The sequence below is a fragment of the Aurantimonas sp. genome, from assembly GCF_964217435.1.
Lineage (GTDB): Bacteria > Pseudomonadota > Alphaproteobacteria > Rhizobiales > Rhizobiaceae > Aurantimonas > Aurantimonas coralicida.
Map to the genome: position 1 here is coordinate 39,491 of NZ_CAXPJM010000038.1, position 13,476 is coordinate 52,966.

A 13,476-nucleotide genomic window follows, 5' to 3' on the forward strand; every position below is an offset into this window, starting at 1 on the left:
TCAGGCCACGGCCGCGAGCGCGTCAGCGGGCCTGAACTGGCACGGCATGAGGTCTTTGATGCGCTGTTGGGATGGCCCTGGATGATCAACGTGACGACGGCGGCCATGTAGGCCTGGGGATCGACGCCGTTGAGCTTGCAGGTTTCGATCAGCGGGGCGATGACGGCCCAGTGGCCGGCGCCGCCGTCCGAGCCGGCGAACAGGGCGTTCTTCCGCGTCAGCGCCAGTGAACATGGCCCGCTCGACGGTGTTGTTGTCGATTTCGATGCGGCCGTCGCCGGCGAAGCAGATAAGGCCCTCCCAGCGTGAGAGCGCGTAGCGGATCGCCTCGGCGAGTTTGGTCTTCTAGCTGATGAGCTGAAGCTTCTCGCGCAGGAACGGCTCCAGCGCGTCGAGGATCGGCAGGCTTCCCTCTTGGCGTGCGAGTCGGCGGACCTCGGCAGGTCGCCCTTGGATCTCCGCCTCGATCTTGTAGAGCGCGGCAATGCGCTCCAGCACCTCCGAGGCGATCGGCGCGGGACCGGCAGCGGCCAGTCCGTAGAAGCGTCGACGGACGTGCGCCCAGAAAAAAGGCGAGTTGGACGCCACCCTTCTCAGCTAGCACCCTGTAGCCGCCATAGCCGTCGACCTGGAGAACGCCGGCAAATCCCTGGAGATGGGCGATGGGCCGCTCGGCCTTGCGGTCGGGCGCGTAGACATAGGCGACGGCAGGCGGATCATCGCCGTCGAAGGGACGATCGTCCCGGGCATAGGCGAAGAGTTGCCCCGTCTTCGTCCGCCCGCGTCCAGGATCGAGAACCGGCGCCGTGGTCGCGTCGGCAAACAGCTTGGTCGACGCCTTCAGGTGGCCCAGCAGCCGCTCGTGGACGGGTCGGAGCAGGAATGTCGCCCGGCCGACCCAGTCGGCCAAGGTCGAGCGGTCGAGATGGCCACCTTGGCGGGCGTAGATCTGCGCCTGGCGATAGAGCGGCAGATGGTCGGCATACTTGGACACGAGCACCTTTGCGACCCTCGCCTGGGTGGGAATGCCACCCTCGATCAACCGCGCCGGTGCCGGCGCCTGGACGACAGCGCCTTCGCAAGATCGGCAGCCGTAGCGAGGGCGGCGGGTGACGAGCACACGGAACTGGGCAGGAACGATGTCGAGGCGCTCGGCGTCCTCGCCTATGACATGCAGGGCATGCCGGCAGCATGGGCAGGCCTTGTCCTCGATGTCGACGACGGTCTCGATCCATGGGAGGAGCGCAAGCGTATGTCAAATCCATACACAGAACGATCTTCACATTGGATCGTCAGACTCAGCGCTCAGATCGAAAAACGGAAGGTGGGACCGGGACGACGCTTACCAACCAAGCATCACACCACTGAAGCTTTGGGTGGATTGGCGGCGGCGTTGGAGCGCCCTCGCCCCTCAGCTTTTTGCGCGGGCGAGCGCATCAGCTCAGGATGCTGGAAGCCTTGAGAGGATGGCTGCTGTTGACCTGCCGCTCAGAGCGGCATCTGATTGCGGATTTCCTTTTCCAGCATCGCCTCATACTCGGCGAATTCCCGGTCGTGGCGATTGCGCGGCCTCTCGAGATCGATGGGAAGATCCATCACCACGCCGCCCGGCGCACGGCCAAGCACGACGACCCGGTCAGAGAGGAACACCGCCTCGCGGATGTCGTGGGTGATGAACATTACCGTCTTGCGGGCCGTGGAGCAGATTTCCTCCAGCGCGTTCTGCATCGTCTCCCGCGTGAAGGCGTCGAGCGCCCCGAAGGGTTCGTCGAGAAGGAGGACCTCGGGGTCGATGGCGAGCGCCCGGCAGATGCCGACGCGCTGGCGCATTCCGCCCGACAAATGCGCCGGATAATAGGTCTCGTGCTCGGCGAGCCCGGTCATTCGCAGATATCTGCGCGCGATCTCGTAGCGCTCGTCCTTGGCCATGCCCAGGCTCTTCAGACCGAAGGACACGTTGTCGATGACGTTGAGCCAGGGAAACAGGGCATATTGCTGGAAGACGATGCCGCGATCGAGGCCCGGACCTCTGACTCGGCTCTCACCTACTAGGATATCGCCGCCGGTGATCGGCTCGAGACCGGCCGCCATGTTGAGGAGCGTGGACTTGCCGCAACCGGACGGGCCGATCACGCTGACGAAGGAAGCGTCCTTCAGCGTGATGTTGAGATCGTTGAAGATGACCGTCGAGTTCGAGGCGAACATGCGCCGGCTGCGATAGGCCTTGGAGACGTTGTTGACGTGAAGCTCGGCCATCAGTCGAGCTCCCTCAGCGTGCCCCAGCGCTGCACGGTCATCACTTCCAGAGGCCGCAGAAAGGCCCGTTCGATTAGAAGGCCGACAAGGCCGACGACGAACAGCCCGGCATAGAGCTGGCTCGAGAGGAACATCTCACGCGCCCAGTAAAGCCGATAGCCGAGACCGTTGCCGAGCGAGACCAGCATTTCCGCCACGATTAGAATGCGCCATGCGCGGGCGAATGCGAGGCGGAAGCCTGTGATGATCGAGGGCAGCGCCGCCGGTACGAGCACGCGGTAGAACAGCGAGAACCCGCTGGCGCCGAGCGAGCGGCCCGCATTGAGGATGGTCGGCTCGATCATCTTGACGCCGGACCATGTGCTGAGCGCCGTCGTCAGCACAACCTCGTAGACCAGGATGACGAGAATCGCTGTCTCGTTCAACCCGAACCACATCATGGTCAGGGGAAAGAAGGCCGTGCCGGGGATGGATAGAAGGAAACTCAGGCTTGGCGCGACGATCTTCTCGACGACACCGAAATAGCCCATGGCCGCTCCCAGAGCGACGCCGATGACGGAGCCAAAGACGACACTGATGGTGAGCCGGCGGAACGTCCCGGCGACATCCACCAGGAGGGTTCCGGTGACCGTCATGTCATAGAGCGAGGAGGCGACGGCGCTGATCGGTGGAAAGATGATCGGCGGGAAGATTTCCAACCGGGTCGTGATTTCCCAGAAGATCAGGATCCCGATAACCGGCAAGAGACCATAGGCCGCCGACTTGGCGAATCTCAGTCCCGAGCCCGGTAGGGCCGTCGCGCGGCGCATGTCTTCCATCGTCGAGATGGTCAATTTCGCCACCTTCATCCGACGTCCGCTTGAGCTTTCTCGGCGAATGACATGTCGAGAAGCCTCTCGATGTCGGGCTCGCTCTGGATGACGCTCTCGGCCTTCAGATAGGCCGAAATGTCGCGCATCTCGTCGATGCCCTGCTGAGGCAGGACGACCGTGTCGTAATAAGTCCCGCCATAAAGGACGGCGCGCACCGTCTCCTCGTCGAGGGCCCCGGCAATATCCCCGAGCTGGCTCTTCAGGATCTCGACCGTTTGATCCTGATTGGTCTCGACGAATTTTTGCGCCCTTCGCCACGCGGTCACATAGGTCTGGACCAGTTCGCGATCGCTTTCGACGAGTTCCGGCTTGGTCGCGAGGAGCAACGGATAATAGACGCCTGCCATCGTCTCGAAGTCCTGGGAGCTGATCGCCTCATATCCAAAACCGGCTGAAACGATGCGCGTCATCATCGGCTCCCAGCCAATCACGCCGTCAAAGGACCCGGACTGCATCGCCGTCGGCATGTCGCTGACTCGCAGATTGGTCAGCTCGAAATCGGACGCCCTCAAGCCGAGCTTCTGCAGGATGATCATGAAGGTCGTGTGCACCCCGGTCCCGAACTGGATGCCGATCTTCTTGCCCTTGAATGCCTCGAGCGTCTTTAGGTCCTTGTTCGCCTCGGAGGCGATCAGCTTACCGTAGTAGCCGTGGCTGTGGATGCCGATCACCTTGACCTCGGCTCCTTGTGCGACGGCCGGGATCAGTGCGGCGGGCGCGATTTCGGCGAATTCGATCTGTCCGGCGAGAAGGGCCTGGAGCGCTTCCGACCCGCGCTGAAGCGTCGTGATCTCGACGTCGAGCCCTGCATCCTCGTAGATGCCCTCGGCCTTGCCGACCGCGCTGATGATCGCGGTGAAGGCCGCGCTCGTCGCGTGGCTGGTCCGCCGGTTTGCGGCGCCGAAAGCAAGCCCCGGGGCGAGACCGGCTGCGCCGAGAGCGGCAGCGAGCGAAATGAATTCACGCCTTTGCATAAGATTTCCTCCCAAAAAATGGCCGCCCCGATCGTCCGGGGTCCGCCGGTCGTCCGATGATGGCCAAGGCCCGAGATCGGACTGCTCTCCTCCATCGCCAATCCTAGCAGAAAATTTCCAAGTTCGAAGATGAATTCCAAAATCCGGGCGATGACCAGTCCCAACCATCATTCCGTCATCGAAATTCTTGCAGCTTCCGGAGCGCGCTTCACCTGCGCTTCATGGTGCCCATCGGGAACGTGAAATTCGTCCCTTCTTTCGACGTGGAAGACGGCAAAGGTCTGGAATTGAGGGATCTCGACATCGTCGATCGAAGGCAGGCCGACGCGCCGATCGTCTCCCGAGGGCGCGAAACCATGCTCGTCCAGCTCGAGGATGGATCGTATCGGTTATGAGATTTCCTCATTCCGTATGGAATTTTTCGATATTCCAGAGCTTCCGTCGGAGGGATACTCCTTCAGGCCATGCGCAGGTGGTGGAGGACAGGACGATGGTGGACGACATTCGATCTCTCGAACGGACGACGACGGCCGAACAGGAGCGCCGCTGGGGTCTGATCCGCGAGATCATGCGGGCGCAAAGGCTCGATGCGGTCGTCTGCCAGTCGGCGAACAACATGACCGGCACGGGCGGATATCTGCGCTGGATGTCCGGGCATTCGGCCGCCGGTTCCTATCCGGTCTCGGCGATCCTGCCCGCCGATGGACCTCTGGTCTTCATCCGCCACGGCGCCTTCGGCGGCGTGGTCGAGCCGAACGCCGAACGTCTGCAAAGTGGCTTCGGGCAGATCATCCAGACCCCCACATTTCCGGCCGTCGAATATTCCATGGACTACGACGGCAGGCTGATCGCCGACGAGGTGAGGAAGCGCGGCTACCGGCGGATTGGTCTCCTCGGCGGCGCCGGCATGTATCACGCGATCGGTGCTGGGCTACGCGGCGAACTGGCCCGCTCGGTCGACATCGTCGACGTCACCCCCGAGATCGACCTCGTCAAGGCGATCAAGAGCCCGGAGGAAATGGACCTGATCCGCGCGGCGGCGCGGATGCAGGACGAGGTGATGGCAAAGCTCGTCGACTTCATCGAGCCGGGACGGCGCGACTACGAGGTTACGGCATTCGCCCAGTATACCGGGCAGCTCCTCGGCAGCGAGACCGGCTTCTTCCTCGGCTCCTCCTTCGCCTTCCCCGACGGATCGCTGCCGCTTCGCCAGCGCTCCGAACAGGGCCGGGAAATCCGCGAGGGCGATCTCGTCTTCATCCTCCTCGAAAATTCGGGCGCCGGCGGCATGTTCACCCATATGTCGCGGCTGATCTCGGTCGGCGGGCCCGCGCATGCGGAGTTGGAGGACACGTTCCAGAAGGTGCTGGACGTGCGCCGGTTCAATCTCGCGCAGATGGTGCCGGGCCGCGACTGCGCCGACATCTTCGCCGAATACAACGCCCATATGCGGGCGAACGGCTATCCGGAGGAGCGCCGCCTCCACGCCCATGGCCAGGGCCTCGACGTGGTGGAGCGGCCGCTGATCCGCTCCGACGAGACCATGGCGCTCGCCGGCAACATGAATCTCGGCGTCCATCCCTTCATCTTCGACGATCAGAAATTCGTCTCCTGCTGCGACAACTATCTCCTGCACGGCGACGGGATGATGGAGCGCGTGCATGCCTGCCCGGAGGACATCCTCGTCGCCTGAAGCTCTGGCCATGGCTAGGACTGCCCCGTCAGCCGTGGAGATCGAGGGAAAACAGCCACTCCTCGAACCGGGTGAGAATCTTCCGACCGCTGCGGTCGCCGGGATAGACGAGATAGCATTTATGCGGGCTTTGAAGGTCGAGGGGAAAGGGTTTGACGAGTTCGCCGCTCGCCAGTTCCTTTTCCATGAGCGCGGCCGGGGCGATCGCGACGCCGAGCCCGACGACCGCTGCCTGGAAGACCATCGGATAGGTCTCGAAGACGACCGTCTTGAAGGACGCGCCCCGCGCGGTCATCCGCGCCGACCATTCGCTCCAGAGCGGCACGTCGGAGGAATGCATCAGGATCGAGACCCGCGACAGGTGCTCGGGCGCCTCGATCCTGAAGCCCTCGATCAGATCCTTCGAGGCGACGGCCGTCACGGTCCAGGGCATGAGCTGGCGCCAGACATGGGGCGTGTCCGGCTCGCGGGCGAATTCGATCGAGGCATCGAGATTGCCGAAATTCGACTCCAGCCGCGTGTTCATGCGCGTCGCGAATTCGATGGTGATGTCCGGCTCGCTCTCGAAGAGGCGGGAGATGCGCGGGATCAGCCAACGGCTGCCGAAGCTCGCCGGCACGCCGAGGCGCAGGCTGCGCATGTCGTCGTTGAAGGCGATGAGGGAGGCGGTCGTCGCGCTGAGATCGGCGAGGATACGGCGGATGCTCTCGAAATACTGGGCGCCGGCGGGCGTCAGGCCGATGCCATGGGTGCGGCCGCTTTCGAAGAGCCTCAGGCCGAGCTGCTGCTCCAGCGCTGCAATCTGCTTGCTGACGGCGCTCTGGCTGAGCGAGAGCTCGCTCGCCGCCCGCGTGAAGCTCTTCAGGCGCGCCACCGCCTCGAAGGCGGCAAGCGCCTTCGTCGAGGGCAGGAGGCGACGCGATTGCGGGAACTGGAGCGAACTCGGCATCGGGCGATCAATATCGTGGAGCAGGCATCAAGGACAACGGCCGGACGCCTTCGCCAGTCGCAGAGCCATCTGTGCCGCTTCCGGCGGGAGTCGTGAAAAGCCCTCGGCCAGGAGACTGGACCATTTGAAAGGATTGGGAGCGATGAAAATCTGCATTTTCGGGGCCGGCGCCGTCGGCGGCCACATGGCGGTGCGGCTCGCGCAAGGCGGCGCGGACGTCTCCGCCATCATGCGCGGCGAAAATCTTCGGGCGGTTCGAGAAAACGGTCTTGAACTTCGCGCCGAGGGGGCCGTTCCTATCCGTGTCCGCCTGCCGGTCACGGATGCGCCGGCTGAGCTCGGCCCGCAGGACGTCGTCGTGCTCTCGGTCAAATATCGCGCGCTCGCCGCCGCCCTCGAAGCGATCGGGCTGCTGGTCGGGCCCGATACGCGGATCGTCAGCGCCATGAACGGCATGCCCTGGTGGTTTGCCGAGGGTCTGCCGATAGCGGGCGAGGCGGCATTGTCCGACCTCCTCGACCCCGGCCGTGCCTTCAGCCGGACGGTTCCGGCCGATCGCTGGAATGCCTGCGTCGTCACCTCCGGCAATCTTGTGAGCGAGCCCAGCGTGATCACCAACACGACGCCCCGGCGCAACAAGCTGCGGCTCGGCAATTCGGCGGGAACGATCGATCCCGTCGTCGCCGAATTCGCCGAATTGGCGACGGCCGGGGGCTACGACGCACGGGTCGTCGGCGACATTCGCCATGACATCTGGTCGAAGCTCCTGATCAATGCCGGCATCTCCTCGGTTGCGACGATCTGCGAGCAGACGGTCGCGGAAATCTGCCGAGATCCGCGAACGCGCACCCTCTCCATCGGTGCGATCACGGACATCATGGCACTCGGCCGCAAGATCGGCCTTGCCGTCGAGGCCGATCCGGCGGCGATGACGGATCCCGAAGCCGCGCCGCCCCATGTCACGTCCTTCCTGCAGGATCTGAAGGCCGGCCAGCGCCCGCTGGAGATCGACAACGGTATCCTCGCCGTCGCGGCAATCGCGCGATCCGTCGGCTTGGCCGCCCCGCATCTCCAAGCAGTCGCGGCGGTGATGGGCGCACGCTCGCGCGGCAGCGTGCTCGACTGAGCGCCATCTCCCCGGCCTGCCCGACTGAGATAGAAAATCGCGCCGCGGACCCCGGTCCACGGCGCAGATGGAGACGGTGGCGCCCGACCGCCTACTCCTTCTGGCTGCTCGGGGCGGTGCTGATATATTCGCCCTCGATCGGCCCGATGATCTCCTCGAAACGTGCCCGCAGCTCCCTCACCTTCTCGCCGTCGGAGATGAAGTCGATGAAGCCGTCGGCGACATCGTAGCTCTCCAGCGGCTCATAGCCTTCCGGCGGGCCGACGTCCTGGCGGGCCGACCAGATATTGCGGCTCACATAGCGCTCCTGCTGTTCCTTGGTGAGCGCGAAGCTCAGGAAGAGTTTCGCGGCATTGGGATGCTTCGCCCCAGCGAAGGCCGCGATCCCGTAGGGAAACGCCACGAGGGGAATATCGCTCGGCACGACGAATTCGGACGAGTTGAAGGTCGTGATCTGGTCGAACGAAGCGGTGCTCGTTCCCTGCTTCAGCGCATCGGCGACGAGGACGTGGCTGCGGACGAAAGTCGGCTCCAGCTCCATGAACTTCGTGAAGAACTTCCAGCCGTATTTTTCGCGGATTCTGTCGTAGAGATAGAGCGTCACGTCGTCGTCATGGGGATAGGTCGAGATCAGCTGGCCCCCAAACTCCGGCTTCAGGAGCTCCTCGACCGTCTTCGGCGCCTCGCCCTCGGCGAGCTTCTCCGCATTGTAGGCGCTGCCGATGAGGTAGATGGAGAGCGGGAAGAATCCGTCGCGCTTCAGATGCTCCGGAACGGTCTCGATGCCATCCGGCTGAAACGAGAGAAGCTGCCCGGCCTCCTGCCATTCGACGAGATCCTGCATGGTCTGGGCGGTGACGATGTCGGCATCGAGATCGCCGCCCGCTTCGAGCTGCTCGTTGATCCTTTCGATCACATCGTAGCGGCCGGGCACGATGCGCACTGTCACCTTGGGATAGGCCGCCTCGAACTGTGCGACGAGATCCTCGTAAACCTGCCGAGGCCCCTGCGCATAATAGACGAGCTCGCCCTCCTCGGCCGCCCGTTCGTAAAGGTCGTCGCTCTGGGCGCGGACGCTGGTACCCCAGACACTCGTGGCGAATGCGGCGCATGCGATAAAGGTCAGACCGGTGCGCATCGAACAGTTTCTCCCGCGTCGTATTCGCTTCTGAATGAAGTTCGGCGCCGTCCAGTCAGGATCGTCGACGGAACGGGCCGTTGCGGGCACCGGACGGTGAATCTCGGCCTTCTTGCCGCGTCGCCACCCGGTTTCCCTTGGCCTCACGGCCTCTCGCACACGAAGTTCTCCGCCATCTCGATGCTGCCGACGCCGGTATAACGGGCCTGTTCGGGATAGACGCAGAAGGGCCGCGTCCGGCCCGGCCAGGGCACGTCCTCGGCCTCGAGGGCTTCGCCGACGATGCGCTCGGGCGCCTTGCCGTGCTCGACCCATTCGACCAGCGGGGTCAGGAAATCCGCCTTCTCCATCGCCGGGCCGCCGGTGCAGTGATTGAGGCCGGGCACGATGAAGAGCCGGGCGAAATCGCGCACGGCTGGGTCCTTCTCCTCGACGCCCTTGTACCAGCGCATCGTGTCGTTGAGGGACCAGGACGGGTCGCTACCGCCGTGATAGACGATCATCTTGTGGCCGAGATCCTTAAAGGCCGAAAGATCGGTCTTGTCGGCGACGTCCCACGAGACCGGCGATTCCGGAAACTCGTCATTGGTCGCCCGCAGCGCGGCGGGTTCGGTGTCGAAGTCGTAATTGAAGACATAGTCCTGCATCGCCGCCCGCGCGCCGGCGGCATTGCCGGCCTTGGCCTCTTCCAGACCCGGCGTCTTTGGCGGGGTCGAGAAGAGATAGGCCTGCGCCGCACCGCCGAGATAGAGCGCCGAGGCATTGTTGATCTTCTCCTCGCTCGGGAAGCCGAGCGGCCGGTCGCGCCAGCCAGGAGCCGAGATGCCCGCATCCCACGGCCAGTCGACCGCGAGCCGCTTACCGCTGGAATCCGTTGGTCCGGCGAACATCTTCTCGAGCGCCGTCACCTGTTCCGGCCGCAGGCACTGATCGGTCTTCTCGCCCGTGCACTGGAGAACCGCCGGATCGAAGTCGCAGCCGGGAACGTCGTCGACCACGCCGTCGACGAGACCGTCCCGCGCATCGCAGCGTTCGAGGACCGCATCGGCAACCGTCTGCTGCTCGGCCGCCGTCAGCGCGGTCGCTAGATAGGGATAACCCTCGGCGTCCTTCTCGGTCGCGGCCTCGGCCCAGGCCTTCAGGTACCACATCTGGTTCACGACGGCGTCCGGTGCATTGAAGCCCGGCGCGCCGGCGACGACGCCGTCGAACATCTCCGGAAAGCGCTGGGAGGCCTGAAACGCCTGCCGTCCCCCGTTCGAACAGCCGATGAAGTAGGAATGGCGCGGCGCGGCGCCGTAATGGTCGGCGATGATTTCCTTGATGATCGGCGTGATCATTTCGAGCGCCTCATAGCCGTATTCGACGCGCGCGGTCTGTTCGAGACCGAAGGTCACCGCACCGACCACCGGGATGTTCCGCTCGATCTTGTGGCCGGAATCGGTCGTCGCCACCGCATAGCCGTGGCTGAGCGGATTGTCGTCCTCGCGCTCCGGCCCGAAGGTGCCTTCGGCGCGGCGGATCACGCCGTCGACGCCGCCGCCGCCCTGAAACAGGAAGCGGCCGTTCCAATCCTCCGCCATCAGGAGATTGAAGCCGATCGCATAGAGCTTGCCGTCGCTGCCCGTCCGTTCATTGATGGCGCCGACGACCTTGCAATGCGCCGGCTGCTTCGGGCTTTCCGAGGCCGGCATCGCCGTCGCCTCGACGATCCGCGTATTCGGCAGCTGCGCCTCGGCAAGCGCCGCGCAATCGCCCGGCGTCATCGGCGCCATAATTTGCGGCTGCGCATCCTGCGCGAGAGCCTCCGCCCCCGTCAGCGCTGCGGATGCGGAAAGAGCCGCCGCGAGGCAGGCAAGAGGGAGTGTCGCGCGAGGCGGTGATCGCCTCACGCTCACCCGGTGGTCCTGGCTTGGATACATCGTCTCCTCCCTGCCGACGAATTCCCCAAATCTGGAAATTGGAATATTTTACCTAATTTCCAAATTGAGCGTCTCTCAGCAAGCCGGGACTGTCAAGGCGTTTTCGGTGAGGGCAGCGGATGCGATCCCGCACGAAACCTCGCCCTGCGGGAACAGGCGGCGGCAGTATGATGATCGCTAGACCGGCGCGACAGGGCCGACCTCAGCCACGCGACCTTCCGGCACGCGGAGGCCGCATATTCCCCGTCTTTCGAATAAGGCGAAGTCAGCCGAGCGCGCTCGTTCGGTCGGAGAGGTCGATATTGAGCGAAATCCGACCTTCGTTGACGACCCATCGATGGATCTTCGGTTCGCGGAAGCCGGCCTTGACGAAGGGGTCCCGGTTGGCGATCGCGGTGGCATCCTTGAAGGAGGCGGCGCGGATGACGGTCATGCCGTTGCCGGTCATCGCGCCGCTATCGTCGTGGAGCGGGCCGGAGAGGAAGAGGATGCCGGATTTTTCGAGGTCGATCATGTAGAGAAGATGCTCCCTGATCTTCTCCTTCAGGTCCTCCGGCTTCGTCAGGAGCCGGTTTTCGATCAGGAAGAATTCGGCCTTCATCATCCGACCGAGCAGTTCGGGGACGCTCAGTGCGTCATCGTCGGTCCCGGTCATTGGGCGGCCTCCTCGGCGGACGGCGCGAGGGCTTCGAGCGCCATTTCCATGGTCACGCGGTAATGGCTACGCAGGGCCGCGACTGAGCGCTCCACATCGCGGTCGAGCACCGCGTCGACGATCTCCTGATGCTCCTTCGCCGGGTCGCGGCGCTTGCCGGCGGCGGCGGTCTTCACCGCGCGAAGAATGCGGAAGCGCTCGGCCTGGTCGAAGAGAAGATCGGCGAGATGGATCTGCCATTCGGAATGGCAGGCGGAGAGGAGCGCCATATGGAAGGCCTTGTGCCGGCGCGTCCAAACTTCGGCGTCGGCGCCCTGGCTCGTCGGAAAGGGCACCCGGGACAGGGCGTGATGCGTCGCGACGACGCGCGTTTCCCAGGCGACGTCGCCTTCCGCGATCGAGCGCTCCAACGCCGCGCATTCGATCACCAGACGCGTCTGGGTGATGTCGACGACCGCAGCGTCGCCGATCGGCGAGACGCGAAAGCCGCGCTGGCCGGAGGAAATCACCAGCCGCTCGCTGGCAAGTCGCGACAGAGCCTCGCGCAGCGGGCTGATGCCGACATCGTAGTTCCGGCGCAACTCGTCGGAACGCAGCGGCGCGCCCGGGGCGAGAATCCCCCAGATGATATCGGACCTGAGCTTCCGGTAGATCGCCTCGGACACCGTCCGCGGCTCTTCCAGCACCCCGTATTCCGGCTCGGACATCCTCGGCGTCATGGTCTTCTCCTCGGGCCGAACTCTTCGCACGGCGTGCATCCCGTTTCCATTCCCATCTTCACAGCTTCGCGAACGCTTCGAACAGTCCCGACCCTGCATTGACATGTCATTGAACAGGGTGATAGCTTAAATTTGGAAATTGCAAAATAATTTCCAATGGGGGGACTGAAATGCGTGAAGACGACTTCGGAGCGATTGTCGAATCGATGGGTGGCGTCCGGCACCCTGCCTCCGGTCGCGACTGAGGACGGCGGCCGATGGTCTTCTTCCTCGAACAGCTCCTGAACGGCCTGAATTACGGTCTTCTCCTGTTCCTGATTGCCGCTGGGCTGTCGCTCGTCTTCGGCGTCATGCATCTCATCAATCTCGCCCATGGCTCGCTCTTCATGGTCGGCGCCTTCGTCACGGTGGCCGTCGCGGGCTCAACGGGCAGCTTCTGGCTTGGCGCTGCCGCCGGCATCGTCTCGACCTTCCTGATCGGCCTCGTGATCGAGCGGCTGATCGTCTCCTCGCTCTACGCGCGCAGCCATCTCGACCAGGTGCTCGCGACCTTCGGCCTCATCCTGTTCTTCAACGAGTTCCTGCGCTGGCTTTCGGGCGGAACGCCGCTCTTCGCTCCGACGCCGGACGGTTTCGGCGGCGCGATCGAAATTGTCGACGGCTTCTTCTACTCCCGCTACCGCCTCGCCGTGACCATCGCCGCGCTCACCGTGGCCGCCGGTCTCTGGTTCATGCTCGCGAGGACCAAGGCCGGCATGCTGGTGCGCGCCTCCGCGAGCGATCCGGCGATGGTCCGCCATATCGGCTTCGACGTCCGCCTCGTCGGCGCGATGGTCTTCGCCGTCGGCGCGGCGCTCGCCGGGCTTGCCGGCGTGATGAGCGGCCCGCTCGTCTCCGTCGAGGTCGGAATGGGCGAACAGGTCCTCATCATCGCCTTCGTCATCGTCGTCGTCGGTGGCATGGGCTCGATCAAGGGCACCTTCTGGGCTTCGCTAGCGATCGGCCTCGTCGATACGCTCGGCCGCGCCTACACGCCGGTCCTGATGGGTGGCCTCTTCGAGCCGCGCACGGTCGCGAGCATCGCGCCCTCGCTGTCCGCCGTCCTCATCTACGTGCTGATGGCCGCCGTGCTGATCGCCCGTCCGCAGGGGCTGTTCGCACGATGACGTCTC

General features: G+C 64.2%; 11 protein-coding genes and 1 pseudogene. 3 read left to right on the forward strand and 9 right to left on the reverse strand.

Features of this window, described 5'->3' with window-relative positions; all coding sequences use genetic code 11:
• The 4 genes and pseudogenes from ACEQX1_RS15495 to ACEQX1_RS15510 form a co-directional block, all read right to left on the reverse strand.
• Positions 1 to 1,246 (reverse strand): annotated as a pseudogene (locus ACEQX1_RS15495) (IS66 family transposase); the annotation flags it as partial.
• Positions 1,247 to 1,488: 242 nt separating this feature from the next.
• Positions 1,489 to 2,256, reverse strand: coding sequence for an ABC transporter ATP-binding protein (locus tag ACEQX1_RS15500; RefSeq protein WP_188076549.1), 768 nt, complete (start codon positions 2,254 to 2,256; stop codon positions 1,489 to 1,491).
• Complete coding sequence (locus tag ACEQX1_RS15505; protein ID WP_370197014.1) at positions 2,256 to 3,089, reverse strand: ABC transporter permease; 834 nt, start codon at positions 3,087 to 3,089, stop codon at positions 2,256 to 2,258. Before ACEQX1_RS15505 ends, ACEQX1_RS15500 begins: the two co-directional genes overlap by 1 nt.
• 11 nt (positions 3,090 to 3,100) lie before the next feature.
• A complete protein-coding gene (locus tag ACEQX1_RS15510; RefSeq protein WP_370197015.1) occupies positions 3,101 to 4,273 on the reverse strand; it encodes an ABC transporter substrate-binding protein in 1,173 nt (390 codons plus the stop codon).
• Positions 4,274 to 4,592: 319 nt separating this feature from the next.
• Here ACEQX1_RS15510 and ACEQX1_RS15515 point away from each other — a divergent pair, with 319 nt between their 5' ends.
• Positions 4,593 to 5,795 carry a M24 family metallopeptidase gene (locus ACEQX1_RS15515; protein WP_370197017.1) on the forward strand — a complete coding sequence of 401 codons (1,203 nt, stop codon included), beginning with the start codon at positions 4,593 to 4,595 and terminating at the stop codon, positions 5,793 to 5,795.
• A 28-nt stretch (positions 5,796 to 5,823) separates the two neighbouring features.
• Here the strand turns inward: ACEQX1_RS15515 and ACEQX1_RS15520 are convergent, their stop codons facing one another.
• Positions 5,824 to 6,744, reverse strand: a complete 921-nt coding sequence (locus tag ACEQX1_RS15520) for a LysR substrate-binding domain-containing protein (RefSeq protein WP_370197018.1) — start codon at positions 6,742 to 6,744, stop codon at positions 5,824 to 5,826.
• A 142-nt stretch (positions 6,745 to 6,886) separates the two neighbouring features.
• Between ACEQX1_RS15520 and ACEQX1_RS15525 the strand changes: the two genes are divergently transcribed.
• The gene (locus ACEQX1_RS15525; protein WP_370197019.1) at positions 6,887 to 7,870 is read left to right on the forward strand and encodes a ketopantoate reductase family protein; all 984 of its coding nucleotides are present in this window, start codon (positions 6,887 to 6,889) and stop codon (positions 7,868 to 7,870) included.
• Between the two features lie 91 nt (positions 7,871 to 7,961).
• Here ACEQX1_RS15525 and ACEQX1_RS15530 read toward each other — a convergent pair whose 3' ends face one another.
• From ACEQX1_RS15530 to ACEQX1_RS15545, 4 genes are all read right to left on the reverse strand, one after another.
• Complete coding sequence (locus tag ACEQX1_RS15530; protein WP_370197020.1) at positions 7,962 to 9,008, reverse strand: ABC transporter substrate-binding protein; 1,047 nt, start codon at positions 9,006 to 9,008, stop codon at positions 7,962 to 7,964.
• Between the two features lie 143 nt (positions 9,009 to 9,151).
• On the reverse strand, positions 9,152 to 10,783 hold the full coding sequence (locus ACEQX1_RS15535; RefSeq protein WP_370197021.1) for a tannase/feruloyl esterase family alpha/beta hydrolase: 1,632 nt from the start codon (positions 10,781 to 10,783) through the stop codon (positions 9,152 to 9,154).
• Positions 10,784 to 11,195: 412 nt separating this feature from the next.
• A complete protein-coding gene (locus tag ACEQX1_RS15540; RefSeq protein ID WP_370197022.1) occupies positions 11,196 to 11,585 on the reverse strand; it encodes a YciI family protein in 390 nt (129 codons plus the stop codon).
• Entirely contained in the window at positions 11,582 to 12,304 is a 723-nt protein-coding gene (locus tag ACEQX1_RS15545) for an FCD domain-containing protein (protein ID WP_188076540.1), read from the reverse strand. The genes ACEQX1_RS15540 and ACEQX1_RS15545 overlap by 4 nt, the downstream gene beginning before the upstream one ends.
• 257 nt (positions 12,305 to 12,561) lie before the next feature.
• Between ACEQX1_RS15545 and ACEQX1_RS15550 the strand changes: the two genes are divergently transcribed.
• The gene (locus ACEQX1_RS15550; RefSeq protein ID WP_188076539.1) at positions 12,562 to 13,470 is read left to right on the forward strand and encodes a branched-chain amino acid ABC transporter permease; all 909 of its coding nucleotides are present in this window, start codon (positions 12,562 to 12,564) and stop codon (positions 13,468 to 13,470) included.
• Positions 13,471 to 13,476 lie beyond the last annotated feature (6 nt).